Annotated in this window: 16 protein-coding genes and 1 pseudogene; 14 read left to right on the forward strand and 3 right to left on the reverse strand. The window is 60.9% G+C overall.

What is annotated here, in order from left to right; translation table 11 throughout:
• Positions 1–81: 81 nt before the first annotated feature.
• The 5 genes from EGM97_RS14755 to EGM97_RS14775 all read left to right on the forward strand — a co-directional run bounded on the left by EGM97_RS14755 (position 82) and on the right by EGM97_RS14775 (position 5,830).
• Positions 82–459 (forward strand): gamma-butyrobetaine hydroxylase family protein, encoded by a 378-nt coding sequence (locus EGM97_RS14755; protein WP_238961223.1) that lies wholly within the window; start codon positions 82–84, stop codon positions 457–459.
• A 274-nt stretch (positions 460–733) separates the two neighbouring features.
• Entirely contained in the window at positions 734–2,413 is a 1,680-nt protein-coding gene (gene phaC, locus EGM97_RS14760) for a class II poly(R)-hydroxyalkanoic acid synthase (RefSeq protein ID WP_238961224.1), read from the forward strand.
• Between the two features lie 92 nt (positions 2,414–2,505).
• The gene (gene phaZ, locus EGM97_RS14765) at positions 2,506–3,363 is read left to right on the forward strand and encodes a poly(3-hydroxyalkanoate) depolymerase (protein WP_053147760.1); all 858 of its coding nucleotides are present in this window, start codon (positions 2,506–2,508) and stop codon (positions 3,361–3,363) included.
• 106 nt (positions 3,364–3,469) lie between these two features.
• Positions 3,470–5,152 carry a class II poly(R)-hydroxyalkanoic acid synthase gene (gene phaC, locus EGM97_RS14770; protein WP_238961225.1) on the forward strand — a complete coding sequence of 561 codons (1,683 nt, stop codon included), beginning with the start codon at positions 3,470–3,472 and terminating at the stop codon, positions 5,150–5,152.
• 57 nt (positions 5,153–5,209) lie between these two features.
• A complete protein-coding gene (locus tag EGM97_RS14775; RefSeq protein ID WP_238961226.1) occupies positions 5,210–5,830 on the forward strand; it encodes a TetR/AcrR family transcriptional regulator in 621 nt (206 codons plus the stop codon).
• A gap of 104 nt (positions 5,831–5,934) precedes the next feature.
• On the opposite strand, the gene EGM97_RS14780 is transcribed toward EGM97_RS14775, so the two are convergent.
• From EGM97_RS14780 to EGM97_RS14790, 3 genes are all read right to left on the reverse strand, one after another.
• Positions 5,935–6,849 (reverse strand): phasin family protein, encoded by a 915-nt coding sequence (locus EGM97_RS14780; RefSeq protein ID WP_238961308.1) that lies wholly within the window; start codon positions 6,847–6,849, stop codon positions 5,935–5,937.
• A 10-nt stretch (positions 6,850–6,859) separates the two neighbouring features.
• Positions 6,860–7,282, reverse strand: coding sequence for a phasin family protein (locus EGM97_RS14785; RefSeq protein ID WP_238961227.1), 423 nt, complete (start codon positions 7,280–7,282; stop codon positions 6,860–6,862).
• 261 nt (positions 7,283–7,543) lie between these two features.
• Complete coding sequence (locus EGM97_RS14790; protein WP_053147767.1) at positions 7,544–7,819, reverse strand: polyhydroxyalkanoic acid system family protein; 276 nt, start codon at positions 7,817–7,819, stop codon at positions 7,544–7,546.
• Positions 7,820–7,960: 141 nt separating this feature from the next.
• Between EGM97_RS14790 and ubiE the strand changes: the two genes are divergently transcribed.
• The 9 genes and pseudogenes from ubiE to EGM97_RS14835 all read left to right on the forward strand — a co-directional run bounded on the left by ubiE (position 7,961) and on the right by EGM97_RS14835 (position 14,026).
• Entirely contained in the window at positions 7,961–8,731 is a 771-nt protein-coding gene (ubiE, locus tag EGM97_RS14795) for a bifunctional demethylmenaquinone methyltransferase/2-methoxy-6-polyprenyl-1,4-benzoquinol methylase UbiE (protein ID WP_053147769.1), read from the forward strand.
• A pseudogene (locus EGM97_RS14800) lies at positions 8,731–9,355 on the forward strand (ubiquinone biosynthesis accessory factor UbiJ). The gene ubiE and the pseudogene EGM97_RS14800 overlap by 1 nt, the downstream one beginning before the upstream one ends.
• The gene (gene ubiB / locus EGM97_RS14805; RefSeq protein ID WP_238961228.1) at positions 9,352–10,956 is read left to right on the forward strand and encodes a ubiquinone biosynthesis regulatory protein kinase UbiB; all 1,605 of its coding nucleotides are present in this window, start codon (positions 9,352–9,354) and stop codon (positions 10,954–10,956) included. Before EGM97_RS14800 ends, ubiB begins: the two are co-directional and overlap by 4 nt.
• Positions 10,957–11,068: 112 nt before the next feature.
• Positions 11,069–11,467 (forward strand): phosphoribosyl-AMP cyclohydrolase, encoded by a 399-nt coding sequence (hisI, locus tag EGM97_RS14810; RefSeq protein WP_003196931.1) that lies wholly within the window; start codon positions 11,069–11,071, stop codon positions 11,465–11,467.
• Positions 11,460–11,792, forward strand: coding sequence for a phosphoribosyl-ATP diphosphatase (locus EGM97_RS14815; protein WP_238961229.1), 333 nt, complete (start codon positions 11,460–11,462; stop codon positions 11,790–11,792). The genes hisI and EGM97_RS14815 overlap by 8 nt, the downstream gene beginning before the upstream one ends.
• Positions 11,793–11,816: 24 nt before the next feature.
• A complete protein-coding gene (locus tag EGM97_RS14820; protein WP_238961230.1) occupies positions 11,817–12,104 on the forward strand; it encodes a twin-arginine translocase TatA/TatE family subunit in 288 nt (95 codons plus the stop codon).
• A gap of 10 nt (positions 12,105–12,114) precedes the next feature.
• Positions 12,115–12,531 (forward strand): Sec-independent protein translocase protein TatB, encoded by a 417-nt coding sequence (tatB, locus tag EGM97_RS14825; RefSeq protein ID WP_238961231.1) that lies wholly within the window; start codon positions 12,115–12,117, stop codon positions 12,529–12,531.
• Positions 12,528–13,322, forward strand: coding sequence for a twin-arginine translocase subunit TatC (gene tatC / locus EGM97_RS14830; RefSeq protein ID WP_238961235.1), 795 nt, complete (start codon positions 12,528–12,530; stop codon positions 13,320–13,322). The genes tatB and tatC overlap by 4 nt, the downstream gene beginning before the upstream one ends.
• Complete coding sequence (locus tag EGM97_RS14835) at positions 13,319–14,026, forward strand: 16S rRNA (uracil(1498)-N(3))-methyltransferase (RefSeq protein ID WP_238961236.1); 708 nt, start codon at positions 13,319–13,321, stop codon at positions 14,024–14,026. The genes tatC and EGM97_RS14835 overlap by 4 nt, the downstream gene beginning before the upstream one ends.
• The last annotated feature ends 89 nt before the right edge of the window (positions 14,027–14,115 follow it).

Raw genomic sequence — 14,115 nt, forward strand, 5'->3', positions numbered from 1 at the left:
AAGCTACAAGCTGATCGTTTCAGCTTGTGGCTTGTGGCTTGTGGCTTGTGGCTTGTAGCTTGTAGCTTGTAAGCTGCCTCCATGACCAGACTTCCCACCGCCATCAACCTGCACAAGGCCTCCAGGACCCTGACGCTGAAATACGCGCCGGACGAGGAGTACCACCTGCCCGCCGAATTCCTGCGGGTGCACTCGCCTTCCGCCGAGGTCCAGGGCCACGGCAAACCCATCCTGCAATACGGCAAGCTTGGCGTCGGCCTGACCAAGATCGAACCGGCCGGTCAATACGCACTGAAACTGACCTTCGACGACGGCCATGACAGTGGACTGTTCACCTGGGACTATCTGTACCAGCTGGCGGTGCGTCAGGAAGACCTGTGGAACGATTATCTCGCCGAACTCAAGGCCACCGGAAAAACCCGCGATCCCAACGAGTCCGTCGTCAAGCTGATGCTCTAGCTCAAGGGCTGGCGCTTTAGGGCGAATTTTCTAGACTCATCTGCTTCAATGCCCGCGCGGCAGCGTCAATGATTGGCCTGCTTGCGAAAAAAATTAAACTCGGGTAACCAATGGAGCTGGCAAGTTCCCTGCAAAGGAACCGGGGAGTTTCTTTGCACATGTTTCCTCATTGATCTCGATGCGGAATTAACGGTCACCCGAGCAGCGTACCTGGTATTGGCTGTGTGGCTTTACGGCATGGCCCGGGTACTCGTCTGACAATGGAGCGTCGTAGATGAGCAACAAGAACAACGATGACCTGAAGAACCAGGCCTCGGAAAACACCCTTGGCTTGAACCCCGTCGTCGGCTTGCGCAGGAAAGACCTGCTGGCCTCTGCCCGAATGGTGCTGACCCAGACCCTCAAGCAACCGCTGCACAGTGCCAGGCACGTTGCCCATTTTGGCGTCGAACTCAAGAAAGTCCTGTTCGGCAAATCCGACCTGCAGCCTTCGAGCGACGACCGTCGCTTCACCGATCCGGCCTGGAGCCAGAACCCTCTCTACAAGCGTTATCTGCAAACCTACCTGGCGTGGCGCAAGGAGCTGCACGCCTGGATCGATGAAAGCAATCTCCCGCCCCAGGACATCAGCCGCGGGCACTTCGTGATCAACCTCATGACCGAAGCGATGGCGCCGACCAATACCGCAGCCAACCCGGCGGCCGTCAAGCGCTTCTTCGAAACCGGTGGCAAGAGCCTGCTCGATGGCCTGTCCCACCTGGCCAAGGACTTGGTGCACAACGGCGGAATGCCGAGCCAGGTCGATATGGGCGCATTCGAAGTGGGCAAGAGCCTGGGCGTGACCGAAGGCGCCGTGGTGTTTCGCAACGACGTACTGGAGCTGATCCAGTACCGGCCCATCACCGAGCAGGTCCACGAACGACCGCTGCTGGTGGTGCCGCCACAGATCAACAAGTTCTACGTTTTCGACCTGAGCCCGGACAAGAGCCTGGCGCGCTTCTGCCTGCGCAGCAACGTGCAGACTTTCATCGTCAGTTGGCGCAACCCCACCAAGGAGCAGCGCGAGTGGGGCCTGTCGACCTACATCGAGGCGCTCAAGGAAGCGGTGGATGTGGTCACGGCCATCACCGGCAGCAAGGATGTGAACATGCTTGGCGCATGCTCGGGTGGCATCACCTGCACCGCGCTGCTGGGCCACTACGCCGCCCTCGGCGAGAAAAAAGTCAACGCCCTGACCCTGCTGGTGAGCGTGCTCGACACCACACTGGACACCGACGTAGCGCTGTTCGTCGACGAACAGACCCTGGAGACCGCCAGGCGTCATTCCTATCAGGCCGGCGTGCTCGAAGGCCGCGACATGGCCAAGGTCTTCGCCTGGATGCGGCCCAACGACCTGATCTGGAACTATTGGGTCAACAACTACCTGCTGGGCAACGAACCGCCGGTATTCGATATCCTGTTCTGGAACAACGACACCACGAGGCTACCGGCGGCATTCCACGGCGATCTTATCGAAATGTTCAAGACCAACCCGTTGACTCGCCCCAACGCACTGGAAGTGTGCGGCACGCCGATCGACCTCAAGCAGGTCACCTGCGACATCTTTGCCCTGGCCGGCACCAACGACCACATTACCCCCTGGAAGTCCTGCTACAAGTCGGCACAGCTGTTTGGCGGCAAAGTGGACTTCGTGCTGTCGAGCAGCGGCCATATCCAGAGCATTCTCAACCCACCGGGCAATCCCAAGTCACGCTACATGACCGGCGAAGACCTGCCGGCCAACCCCGAGGATTGGCAGGAAAACTCCACCAAGCATACCGACTCCTGGTGGCTGCACTGGCAAGCCTGGCAGGCCGAGCGCTCGGGCAAGCTGAAAAAGGCCCCGACCGTGCTGGGCAACAAGACCTATGTGGCGGGCGAGGCGGCGCCGGGTACTTATGTGCATGAAAGATAGCCGCAAGCCTCAAGCGGCAAGCTTCAAGACGCCTGACTTGCGGCTTGCGGCTTGTAGCTTGAACCCCCCCATTCTCCTTTAGGGCTTGAAGCATGCCGCAACCGTACATCTTTCGTACCGTCGATCTGGATGGTCAGACCCTGCGCACCGCGGTACGTCCCGGCAAGCCTCACTTGACGCCGCTGCTGATCTTCAACGGTATCGGCGCCAACCTGGAGCTGGTATTTCCGTTCATCGAGGCCCTGGACCCGGACCTTGAGGTGATCGCTTTCGACGTGCCCGGCGTTGGCGGCTCGTCGACGCCCAGCCGGCCCTATCGTTTTCCCGGGCTGGCAAAGCTTGCCGCGCGGATGCTCGATTATCTCGACTACGGGCAGGTCAGCGTGGTCGGCGTGTCCTGGGGCGGCGCCCTGGCCCAGCAGTTTGCCCACGACTACCCGGAACGCTGCAAGAAGTTGATATTGGCCGCTACCGCCGCCGGTGCGGTAATGGTGCCGGGCAAACCCAAAGTGCTGTGGATGATGGCGAGCCCTCGTCGCTATGTTCAGCCATCGCATGTACTGCGCATCGCTCCACTGATCTACGGCGGCTCGTTCCGTCGCGACCCGAACCTGGCGACCAGCCATGCGGCCCGGGTCCGCTCGGCCGGCAAGCTCGGTTATTACTGGCAACTGTTCGCCGGCCTGGGCTGGACCAGCATTCACTGGCTGCACAAGATCCATCAGCCGACCCTGATCCTGGCCGGCGACGACGATCCGCTGATCCCACTGATCAACATGCGCCTGCTGGCCTGGCGTATCCCCAATTCCCAGTTGCACATCATCGATGACGGGCATCTGTTTCTGATTACCCGGGCCGAGGCCGTGGCGCCCATCATCATGAAATTCCTGCAGGAAGAACGTCAGCGGGCGGTCATGCACCCGCATCCCTCCGCGCGAGGTAGCGGTTAACGCCGCTTGTCGCGCCCGGCAGGAAGCCGGAACGCGCAACTTCCGAAACAGCGACTATGTTGTCTGGTTCGGTGTGTTTGTTTTTAGGGTTTAAAGGAGTTGACTCATGCGCGACAAGCCAGCGAAAGGTTCAATGCCCACCCCTGCCCACTTCATGAACGCACAAAGTGCGGTCACTGGCCTGCGAGGCAGGGATCTGCTGTCCACCTTGCGCAGCGTAGCCGCTCATGGCCTGCGTAACCCGGTGCACAGCGCCCGTCATGCATTGAAACTGGGCGGCCAGTTGGGGCGTGTGTTGCTGGGCGAGACCCTGCACCCCACCAGCCCCAACGATAAGCGCTTCGCCGATCCCACCTGGCAATTGAATCCGTTTTATCGTCGCAGCCTCCAGGCCTACCTGAGCTGGCAGAAACAGGTGAAGTGCTGGATCGATGAATGCGACATGAGTCCCGATGATCGTGCTCGCGCTCACTTCGCCTTCGCCCTGCTCAATGACGCCGTGTCGCCCTCCAATACCCTGCTCAATCCGCTGGCCATCAAGGAACTCTTCAATACGGGCGGCAACAGTCTGGTTCGCGGCATCAGCCATCTGGTGGATGACCTGTTGCACAATGATGGCCTGCCACGACAGGTCACGCCCCAGGCGTTCGAGGTTGGCAGAAACCTGGCGACCTCGCCTGGCGCGGTGGTGTTTCGCAACGAGTTTCTGGAGTTGATCCAGTACAAGTCCATGAGCGAAAAGCAATACGCCAAGCCGTTGCTGATCGTGCCACCGCAAATCAACAAGTTCTATGTCTTCGACCTGAGCCCTTCCAATAGCCTGGTCCAATACGCCCTGAAAAACGATTTGCAGGTGTTCATCATCAGCTGGCGCAACCCCGATGTGCGCCACCGCGAATGGGGCCTGTCCAGCTACGTCGAGGCAACGGAAGAAGCCATGAACGCCTGCCGGGCGATCACCGGCTCACGCGATGTCAACCTGATGGGAGCTTGTGCCGGTGGGCTGATCATTGCGGCCCTGCAAGGCGTTCTCCAGGCCAAGCGCCAACTGCGTCGGGTCGCCAGCGCCACCTACCTGGTGAGCCTGCTGGACAGTGAGATCGACAGTCCGGCCACGCTGTTCATCGACGAACAGACCCTCGAAGCCGCCAAGCGCCGCTCCTACCAGAAAGGCATTCTCGATGGCCGCGAGATGGCCAGGGTTTTCGCCTGGATGCGGCCCAACGACCTGATCTGGAACTACTTCATCAACAATTACCTGCTGGGCAAGGAGCCACCGGCTTTCGACATCCTCTACTGGAATAACGACTCCACGCGGCTGCCGGCGGCCTATCACGGTGACCTGCTGGATTTCTTCAAGCACAACCCACTGACCCACCCCGGCGGGCTGGAAGTGTGCGGCACGCCGATCGACCTGCAAAAGGTGACTGTGGACAGCTTCAGCGTGGCCGGTATCAACGACCACATCACGCCGTGGGACGCGGTGTATCGCTCGACGCTTCTGCTGGGGGGTGACCGACGCTTCGTGCTGTCCAACAGCGGCCATATCCAGAGCATCATCAACCCGCCGGGCAACCCCAAGGCCACCTACATCGAAAACCCGAAACTGAGCAGCGATCCACGGGCCTGGTACTACGACGCAAAACACGTCGAGGGCAGTTGGTGGCCGCAATGGCTGGGCTGGATTCAGGAGCGCTCCGGTGCTCGGAACGAAACCCTGACGAGCCTGGGCAGCGCGAACTATCCACCCATGGAAGCGGCGCCCGGCACCTATGTGCGTGTGCGCTGACCTCTCGCCGTGGGCGAGGCAACGACCGTGGCACGTCTCTATCATTAAGAAGATCGGATGAAAACCCGCGACCGTATTCTTGAGTGTGCCCTGCAGTTGTTCAATGACAAGGGCGAACCAAACGTTTCCACCCTGGAAATCGCCAATGAAATGGGCATCAGCCCGGGTAACCTCTACTACCACTTTCATGGCAAGGAGCCGCTGGTTCTCGCGTTGTTCGAGCGATTCCAGAGCGAGCTGTCGCCACTGCTGGACCCACCCGCCGATGCGCATCTGGCGCCGGAGGATTACTGGCTGTTCCTGCACCTGATCGTCGAGCGCCTGGCCCAGTACCGGTTCCTGTTTCAGGACTTATCGAACCTGGCCGGACGCCTGCCGAAACTGGCCAAGGGCATCCGCCAGTTGCTCAACGCCCTGAAGCGGACCCTGGCCTCGCTGCTGGCGCAGCTCAAGGCTCGTGAGCTGCTGGTCAGCGATACCCAGGCCCTGGGGCAACTGGTGGAGCAGATCACCCTGACGTTGCTGTTCTCGCTGGACTATCAACGGGTTCTGGACCGCGAGGCCGACGTCCGGCTGGTGGTCTACCAGATCATGATGCTGGTGGCCCCACATCTGCCCCCCGCGGCCAAGGTGGCGACCGAGCGGCTGGCGTTGCGCTACCTCGAAGACCATGGGTAATCCCTGTGGGAGCGAGCCTGCTCGCTCCCACCAGAAACTCGCGCCACTTACAAAAAAACGCCCGACCTTCACAGGCCGGGCGTTCTCTTGTGTGCCCTGAAAAATCAGGACTGACTGGTTGGCGTCGATGGAGCCGGCGCTGGAGTCGGGGTGGCAACCGGGGTCGGAGCCGACGCGGAGTTTGCCGTACTCGCTACGCTCGCTGTGCTCGTCGGAGTCGCCGGTTTGGCGGCTGCCGCCGGTGCCTTTGGCGCGGCAGCTTTCTTCACGGCAGGTTTTTTCGCGGCGGCAGGTTTGGCGGCTGCCTTGACTGCTGGCTTGGCCGCGGGTTTTGCTGCCGGTTTGGCCGCTGCAGGTTTCGCCGCAGCGGTTTTCGCCGCTGGTTTCGCGGCTGCCTTGGTGGCAGGTTTCGCAGCGGCCTTGGCTGCTGCCGGCTTGGCCGCAGCTTTGGCGGCAGGCTTGGCCGCGGCGGTTTTTGCCGCAGGTTTGGCCGCTGCCTTCACCGCAGGTTTGGCAGCGGTTTTTGCCGCGGCTTTAACCAGTGGCTTGGCTGCCGTCTTGGTGGCCGGTTTGGCCGCTGCCGTCTTGGCCGCTACCGGTGTGACCTTGGCCCCGGTGAGTTTTTCGATCTGCTTGGTCAAGGCATCGACCTTGCTGTGCAGCGCCTTGACTTCACTGCTGCTGGGCACGCCCAGGCGAGAGATGGCGCTGTTGAGGCGCTTGTCGAAAGCCCCTTCCAGTTCGCCCCACTTGCCCAGCGCACTTTCCTTCACGCCGCTCATTCGCGACTTGGCAGACCCGGCAGTGTCCTTGGCAGCATCGACTTGCTTGGCCACCGCCGTCTTGGTGAGTTTTTCGGCCTTCTCGCCGTCCTTAACCAGGGACTCGAAGAGTTTGCTGCCGTCAGTGTCGATCTTCGAGTACACGCCTAAACCAGCAAGCCAGATTTTGCGGGAGTACTTTTCAATCTTCCCGGCCCACGAGCTGCTTTCTTTTTCGGTGATTTTTTTGCCAGCCATCCCGTTCTCCTTAATGTTTACGCGCCACACGTTCGAGCAATGCCGTCAGCTCATCGAGCTTGGCAGAGAGTGCCTCAACGTCATGTTTAGACGGAATGCCGATACGATTCAAGGCACTTGCAACACGGGCGTCGAATACCTTCTCGACTTTATCGAGTTGTGATTCGACCCTGGACTTGAAAGTGCTGACCTCGGCCTTGGCTTCGATCAGTTCGCTATTGGCCGCTTCAAGTTTGCCGGCAATATTCTTTTTACCTTTGGTTTCAACGACTTCACCCGCTTTTACCAGCTCCTGGAAGTACTCGCTACCTTCCTGGCCCACCTTGATATAGGCGCCCAGGCCAGCCAGCCAGATCTTGCGCGCATAGGTTTTCACGTCGTTCAGCGTGGAAGATTCAACTTCGGTTTTTTTCTTCAGAATAACTTTGGCCATGGTGCACCTCACGGGAAGACAGATGGGAGGAACTGCCCGCACACGGACGGGCTCAGGCACAAAGTAGTGAGAATTTTTAGAAACAACACCCTAACAACTGATGCAGTTCCCGGGTGCAATGATATCCGGTGGGAGCGGGCTTGCTCGCGAATTCGGTGGGTCATTCAATGTCGATGTCGACTGATCCGGCGCCTTCGCGAGCAAGCCCGCTCCCACAAGGTCCAGTGGAAAACTCAAGACAGCGACAAGCCCTTCGATCGATCAGGCCAGCGCCTTGTCCAGCGCCTTTTCGATTTCCGTCTTGATCATGCCGCTCATGGCCGACATCAGCAGGCCCAGCTTCACATCGACGCGAATCAAGTCCTCGCCGACCTCCACCTGGCCTTCGACTCCGGAGCCCTTGAACTCAAGCGTGTCGCCAGACCACTGCGGCTTCAGGCCGTAGCTGTCGGATAATTTCTGCGCCAACTGGTCGGCCTTCGCGCGGGCCGCTTCCTTGCCCAGGTCGTGGGCACGCTCAACACTGATTCTGGCCATCTGCTGACTCCTGATATATCCGCAATTACCGGGACTGCGTCAAAACGTCCCGGCGGTGGTCCATCTTACCTTCAGCCTTGCCAAGACAAAGCCCTTCACCGGGGATTAGAATGTCCCGCATTCTTTTTTGGTGACAGCGATATGACTGATCAGCGCAAAGGCAGCGATGCCGAACCCACCACTCACTTCGGCTTCAAGAACGTGCCGGAAAGCCAGAAGGCGGAAAAAGTCGCTGAGGTTTTCCACTCGGTAGCCGCCAAATATGACTTGATGAACGACCTGCTCTCGGGCGGCATGCATCGTCTGTGGAAGCGTTTCGCGATCGAGTTGTCGGGCGTGCGCAGCGGTAACCGCGTGCTGGACATCGCCGGCGGCACGGGCGACCTGACGAAAAAATTCTCCCACATCGTCGGGCCGACCGGCCAGGTGGTACTCGCCGACATCAACGAGTCCATGCTCAAGGTCGGCCGTGACCGCCTGCTGGACCTGGGTGTGGCCGGCAATGTCGAGTTCGTCCAGGCCGACGCCGAGAAGCTGCCGTTCCCCGACAACCATTTCGACTGCGTGACCATCGCCTTCGGCCTGCGCAACGTCACCCACAAGGAAGATGCACTGCGCTCGATGCTGCGCGTGCTCAAGCCCGGTGGCCGCCTGCTGGTATTGGAGTTCTCCAAGCCGACCAATGCACTGATGTCCAAGGCCTACGATGCCTATTCGTTCGCCTTCATGCCGTTGATGGGCAAACTGATCACCAACGATGCGGACAGCTATCGCTACCTGGCCGAATCGATCCGCATGCACCCGGACCAGGAAACCCTGAAGTCGATGATGGTCGAGGCCGGTTTCGACCGGGTGACTTACCACAACATGACCTCGGGCATCGTGGCCCTGCACCGCGGTATCAAACCCTGATGCTGCTCACCGGCCTGCTCGCCAGCGTCGAACTCGGCATCAACCGGGTATTGCGCCTGGACAGCACGGCGCTGGCGCGCCTGACGCACCTCAGCGGCAAAGTGATTGCCGTAGACTGCCGCAGCCCGGCCCTGCGACTGTTCATCCTGCCCAGTGACGAGGGCCTGATGCTCGCCGCCCACTGGGAAGCCGAAGCGGACTGCACGCTGCGCGCCCCGGCGTCGAGCCTGCTGAACCTGGCCTTGAGCAAGGACAAGACAGCGGTGCTGCACAGTCCCGATGTGGAACTGTACGGCGACAGCGGCGTGCTGCTGGAGCTGGCGGCGATTCTCCAGGACCTGGAACTGGACTGGGAATATGAACTCTCCCGCTGGCTCGGCCCAGTGGCCACCCAGTTGCTCAGTGGTCATCTGCGCAGCCGTACGCGCTGGTATCGGCAGGGGTTTGCCAGCCTGGGACAGAATTTGAGTGAATACTTGGCCGAAGAATCGCGTACGCTCGTGGGCAAACGCGAAGCCGAAGCCCGCTTTAGTGAACTGGACCGGATCAAACTCGATCTGGAACGACTCGAGGCGCGCTTCGAGCGCCTTTCCCGATCCCTTGAAACCAAGCGATAACGCATGAAGCTGCTTGCCGTCCGCCGTCTGTTGCGCATCCAGCGCGTCGTGATCCGCTACCGCCTCGATGACCTGCTGTTCGCCCTGCCACTGCCCTGGTTTCTGCTGGCACTGCGTTTCGTGCTGCCGTGGCGCTGGTTCCCTCGTCGGACGCTGGACCTGAGCCGCGGCGCACGCCTGCGCCTGGCCTTGCAGGACCTGGGGCCTATCTTCATCAAGTTCGGCCAGATCCTTTCCACCCGGCGCGACCTGTTGCCCGAAGACATCGCCGACGAGCTGATGCTGTTGCAGGACCGCGTACCGCCGTTCGATTCCAAACTATCGGTGGCGCTGATCGAGGAGCAACTGGGCAAGAAGATCAGCGAAGTCTTCAGCCGCTTCGACGTCGAGCCGCTGGCCTCGGCGTCGGTGGCCCAGGTCCATGCCGCACAGCTCAAGAGCGGCGAAGAGGTCGTGGTCAAGGTCATCCGGCCAGGCCTCAAGCCGGTGATCGCCCAGGACCTGGCATGGCTGTTCATCCTCGCCCGCGCCGCCGAGCGCCTATCGGCCGATGCACGCCTGCTGCATCCGGTGGACGTGGTCACGGACTACGAGAAAACCATCTACGACGAACTCGACCTGTTGCGCGAGGCGGCCAACGCCAGCCAGTTGCGCCGCAACTTCGAAGGCTCGCCGATGCTCTACGTGCCGCAGGTCTACTGGGACTGGTGCCGGCCGAAAGTGCTGGTGATGGAGCGCATCTACGGCATCCAGGTCACCGACCTGGCCACCCTGGCCGACCAGCGTACCGACATGAAGCTGCTGGCCGAGCGCGGCGTGGAGATTTTCTTCACCCAGGTGTTTCGCGACAGCTTCTTCCATGCCGACATGCACCCGGGCAACATCTTTGTCAGCACCGTGCAGCCCTGGAGCCCGCAGTACATTGCTATCGACTGCGGCATCGTCGGCAGCCTGACTCCCGAAGACCAGGACTACCTGGCCCGCAACCTGTTCGCGTTCTTCAAGCGTGACTACCGCCGTGTCGCGCAGTTGCACATCGACTCCGGCTGGGTGCCGGCCGAGACCAAGCTCAACGAATTCGAAGCGGCAATCCGCACCGTGTGCGAGCCGATCTTCGAAAAACCGTTAAAAGATATTTCCTTCGGCCAGGTGCTGATGCGCCTGTTCCAGACCGCGCGTCGCTTCAACATGGAGGTTCAGCCGCAGCTGGTACTGTTGCAGAAAACCCTTCTGAATATCGAAGGGCTCGGCCGCCAGTTGTACCCGGACCTGGACCTGTGGAACACCGCCCAGCCTTTCCTGGAACGCTGGATGCGCGAGCGCGTCAGCCCCAAAGCCTTGCTGGGCAACGTACAGAGCCAGTTCGAGCAGATCCCGCACCTGGCGAACATGACCCGCGACCTGCTCGAACGCATGTCCCAGCCCCACGCCCAGGACCCGTCACCGCCGTGGAAACGGCGCAAGGACGACTGGTTCCTGCGCCTGCTCGGCGCCGCTCACCTGGGCGGCGGCGCGGCAGTCGCCGCCGGTGGGCCATTGAACGAATTGGGGCATTGGCCCGCGATTATCATGGTGGCGGTCGGTTTGTATCTGGTCGTTCGCCGATAGCAGGAATCAGCTACAAGCTTTAAGCTGCAAGCCACAAGCTCCATACCTACATAAATCTGCTTTTTACTTGCAGCTTGAAGCTCAAAGCTTGCCGCTGCCGTCAGGACCAACGATGAAAAACTGGCAGGACGAGATCAAATGGGACGCTGACGGCCTGGTGCCGGCCATCGCCCAGGATCACAAGACCGGGCGCGTGCTGATGATGGCCTGGATGAACCGCGAAGCATTGGCACTGACCGCTGCCGAGAACCGCGCCATCTATTGGTCACGTTCCCGTGGCAAGCTGTGGCGCAAGGGTGAAGAATCCGGCCATGTGCAGCACCTGCATGAAATGCGCCTGGACTGCGACGGCGACGTCATCATCCTGATGGTCGAACAGGTCGGCGAAATCGCCTGCCACACCGGCCGTCAAAGCTGCTTCTATCGCGTCTTCGAGAACGGCGACTGGAAAACCGTCGACCCGGTGCTCAAGGACCCGCACGCCATTTATTCAGGACATACCCATGAGTGACACCCTGACCCGCCTGGCCCAGGTGCTGGAAGAGCGCAAAGGCGCCGCCGCCGAGAGCTCCTATGTCGCCAGCCTGTACCACAAGGGCCTGAATAAGATTCTGGAAAAAGTCGGCGAGGAATCGGTCGAAACCATCATCGCCGCCAAGGACGCCGCCGTCAGCGGCGACTGCAGCGATGTGATCTACGAGACCGCCGACCTGTGGTTCCACAGCCTGGTCATGCTGGCCCAACTGGGGCAGCATCCGCAGGCCGTACTGGATGAACTGGACCGTCGCTTCGGTCTGTCCGGGCATGTCGAGAAAGCCTCGCGCCCGTCCGCCTGATCAACCTTTGAGAGGAATAGCCACATGGGTATTTTTGACTGGAAACACTGGCTCGTCATCCTGGTCGTCGTGGTGCTGGTATTCGGTACCAAGAAACTGAAGAACCTCGGCACCGATGTCGGTGAGTCGATCAAGGGCTTTCGCAAGGCCATGAACGATGACGAGAAACCGGCCGACCCGACAGCCGCTCCCGCTCAACCTGTCCAGCCGACCCAACCGGTCCACCCTCAGGCCGCCCAGCCGGTCAGTGCACCGCACACCATCGACGTGCAGGCGCAGAAAGTCGAAGAGCCGGCCCGCAAAGACTCGTGAGCACTGACTAATGTTTGGGATCAGCTTCACTGAACTGCTGCTCGTCGGCCTCGTCGCCCTGCTGGTATTGGGCCCCGAGCGCCTGCCGGGTGCTGCGCGCACCGCAGGGCTCTGGATCGGGCGCCTGAAGCGCAGCTTCAACGCGATCAAACAGGAAGTTGAACGTGAAATCGGTGCCGACGACATCCGTCGGCAACTTCATAACGAACATATTCTGTCCCTGGAGCAGGAAGCGCGGAAAATCTTCACGCCGACCCAGCAGGAGCCGACACCGGTCCAGCCTGTGGCCGAGCCGGACGCTGCGCAGGTGCCGGTCGAAAATGTCGCGCCACCCGTGACGGAACCTGCAAAACCGGTGGTGCCCGCCCCAACGGCGCCGGCACCCGCCGCTCCCAACGATCCTACTTTGCCGCCGCGAGCCCCATGAGCGATATCCCAGAGAACGACCAGCCGATGCCGCTGGTATCGCACCTCACCGAGTTGCGCACCCGCCTGCTGCGCTGCGTCGCGGCGGTTTTCATCATTTTCGCCGGGCTGTTCGCCTTCACCCAGCAGATCTACACCTTCGTCTCCACGCCATTGCGCCAGTACCTGCCGGCCGGCGCGACGATGATCGCCACCGACGTGTCGTCGCCGTTCCTGACGCCGCTGAAACTGACAATGATGGTCTCGCTGTTCCTGGCGATTCCCGTGATCCTGCACCAGATCTGGGGGTTCATTGCACCGGGCCTGTACAAGCATGAAAAACGCATCGCCGTACCGCTGCTGGTGTCGAGCATCCTGTTGTTCTACACCGGGATGGCCTTCGCCTACTTCCTGGTGTTTCCACTGATCTTCAAATTCTTCGCCGCCGCCACTCCGGCCGGTGTCGAGATGATGACCGACATCACCAGCTACCTTGATTTCGTCATGACGCTGTTCTTCGCCTTCGGCGTGGCATTCGAAATTCCCGTGGCAGTGGTGCTGCTGGTCTGGATCGGCGTGGTCGACGTTGCCTACCTGAAGAAGATCCGTCCGTACGTGATCATCGGCTGCTTCGTGGTCGGGATGATCCTGACCCCGCCGGACATCTTCTCCCAGACGCTGCTGGCCGTGCCGATGTGGCTGCTGTTCGAGATCGGCGTACTGTTCGGTGGTCTGGTGCGCAAGCGCAGCGAGCAGCCGGAAGACGAGCCGGTCGACCACCACGACGACCAGCCACCAGCGAAACAAGCGTGAACCTGCTGCTGCTCGAAGAGGCCGACTTCATCGCGCCAGACCGGGTCGTCCTGCGCGACCGTCGATTGACCCACATGCAGGAAGTCCATGGCAGTGCCGTCGGCGATAGCCTGCGGGTCGGGCGCGTTGGAGGGTTGATGGGTTCCGCCCTGGTGCTGCGCCTGGAAGCCCGCGAGGCTGAGCTGCAGGTCACTCTGGACCAGCCGCCACCGGCCAAGCTGCCGCTCACCCTGGTACTGGCGCTGCCGCGCCCGAAGATGCTCCGACGGGTTTTCCAGACCGTCGCCACCATGGGCGTGCCACGGGTGATTCTGGTCAACAGCTATCGGGTGGAAAAAAGCTTCTGGCAGACCCCATTCCTGGAGCCGGAGGCCATTCGCGAACAGCTGATCCTGGGCCTGGAGCAGGCCAGGGACAGCATGCTGCCTGAAGTCATCATCGAGAAACGCTTCAAGCCCTTTGTGGAGGACCGGCTGCCGGCCTTGGCAGATGGCACCCTCGGCCTGGTGGGTCACCCAGGCAATCATCCGCCCTGCCCTCGGGCGTTGACAGAGCCGGTCACCCTGGCGATTGGTCCCGAAGGCGGTTGGATACCCTACGAGATCGACCTGCTGGGCAAGGCCGGGCTGCAACCGGTGCAACTGGGTGATCGCATCCTGCGGGTCGAAACCGCGGTGACGGCATTGCTCGCACGACTGTTTTGACGCCTTTGCCACAAGAATCTCAGCCAAATCCTACAGATTCCGCTTCCGCCGCCGATAACGCTTCCCATAAAACCAAAACCAATTGGTCC

The organism is Pseudomonas sp. AF32 (assembly GCF_022342325.2).
GTDB classification, from domain to species: domain Bacteria; phylum Pseudomonadota; class Gammaproteobacteria; order Pseudomonadales; family Pseudomonadaceae; genus Aquipseudomonas; species Aquipseudomonas uvaldensis.

Bases quoted from the DNA above. Each gene is read 5' to 3' on its own strand.
- ubiB (WP_238961228.1), top strand. From the start codon at position 9,352: ATGAAGCTGCTTGCCGTCCGCCGTCTGTTGCGCATCCAGCGCGTCGTG.
- phaC (WP_238961225.1), top strand. From the start codon at position 3,470: ATGCGCGACAAGCCAGCGAAAGGTTCAATGCCCACCCCTGCCCACTTC.
- ubiE (WP_053147769.1), top strand. From the start codon at position 7,961: ATGACTGATCAGCGCAAAGGCAGCGATGCCGAACCCACCACTCACTTC.
- tatC (WP_238961235.1), top strand. From the start codon at position 12,528: ATGAGCGATATCCCAGAGAACGACCAGCCGATGCCGCTGGTATCGCAC.
- EGM97_RS14785 (WP_238961227.1), bottom strand. From the start codon at position 7,282: ATGGCCAAAGTTATTCTGAAGAAAAAAACCGAAGTTGAATCTTCCACG.
- EGM97_RS14755 (WP_238961223.1), top strand. From the start codon at position 82: ATGACCAGACTTCCCACCGCCATCAACCTGCACAAGGCCTCCAGGACC.
- EGM97_RS14780 (WP_238961308.1), bottom strand. From the start codon at position 6,849: ATGGCTGGCAAAAAAATCACCGAAAAAGAAAGCAGCTCGTGGGCCGGG.
- EGM97_RS14790 (WP_053147767.1), bottom strand. From the start codon at position 7,819: ATGGCCAGAATCAGTGTTGAGCGTGCCCACGACCTGGGCAAGGAAGCG.
- EGM97_RS14775 (WP_238961226.1), top strand. From the start codon at position 5,210: ATGAAAACCCGCGACCGTATTCTTGAGTGTGCCCTGCAGTTGTTCAAT.
- tatB (WP_238961231.1), top strand. From the start codon at position 12,115: ATGTTTGGGATCAGCTTCACTGAACTGCTGCTCGTCGGCCTCGTCGCC.
- hisI (WP_003196931.1), top strand. From the start codon at position 11,069: ATGAAAAACTGGCAGGACGAGATCAAATGGGACGCTGACGGCCTGGTG.
- phaZ (WP_053147760.1), top strand. From the start codon at position 2,506: ATGCCGCAACCGTACATCTTTCGTACCGTCGATCTGGATGGTCAGACC.
- EGM97_RS14815 (WP_238961229.1), top strand. From the start codon at position 11,460: ATGAGTGACACCCTGACCCGCCTGGCCCAGGTGCTGGAAGAGCGCAAA.
- EGM97_RS14820 (WP_238961230.1), top strand. From the start codon at position 11,817: ATGGGTATTTTTGACTGGAAACACTGGCTCGTCATCCTGGTCGTCGTG.
- phaC (WP_238961224.1), top strand. From the start codon at position 734: ATGAGCAACAAGAACAACGATGACCTGAAGAACCAGGCCTCGGAAAAC.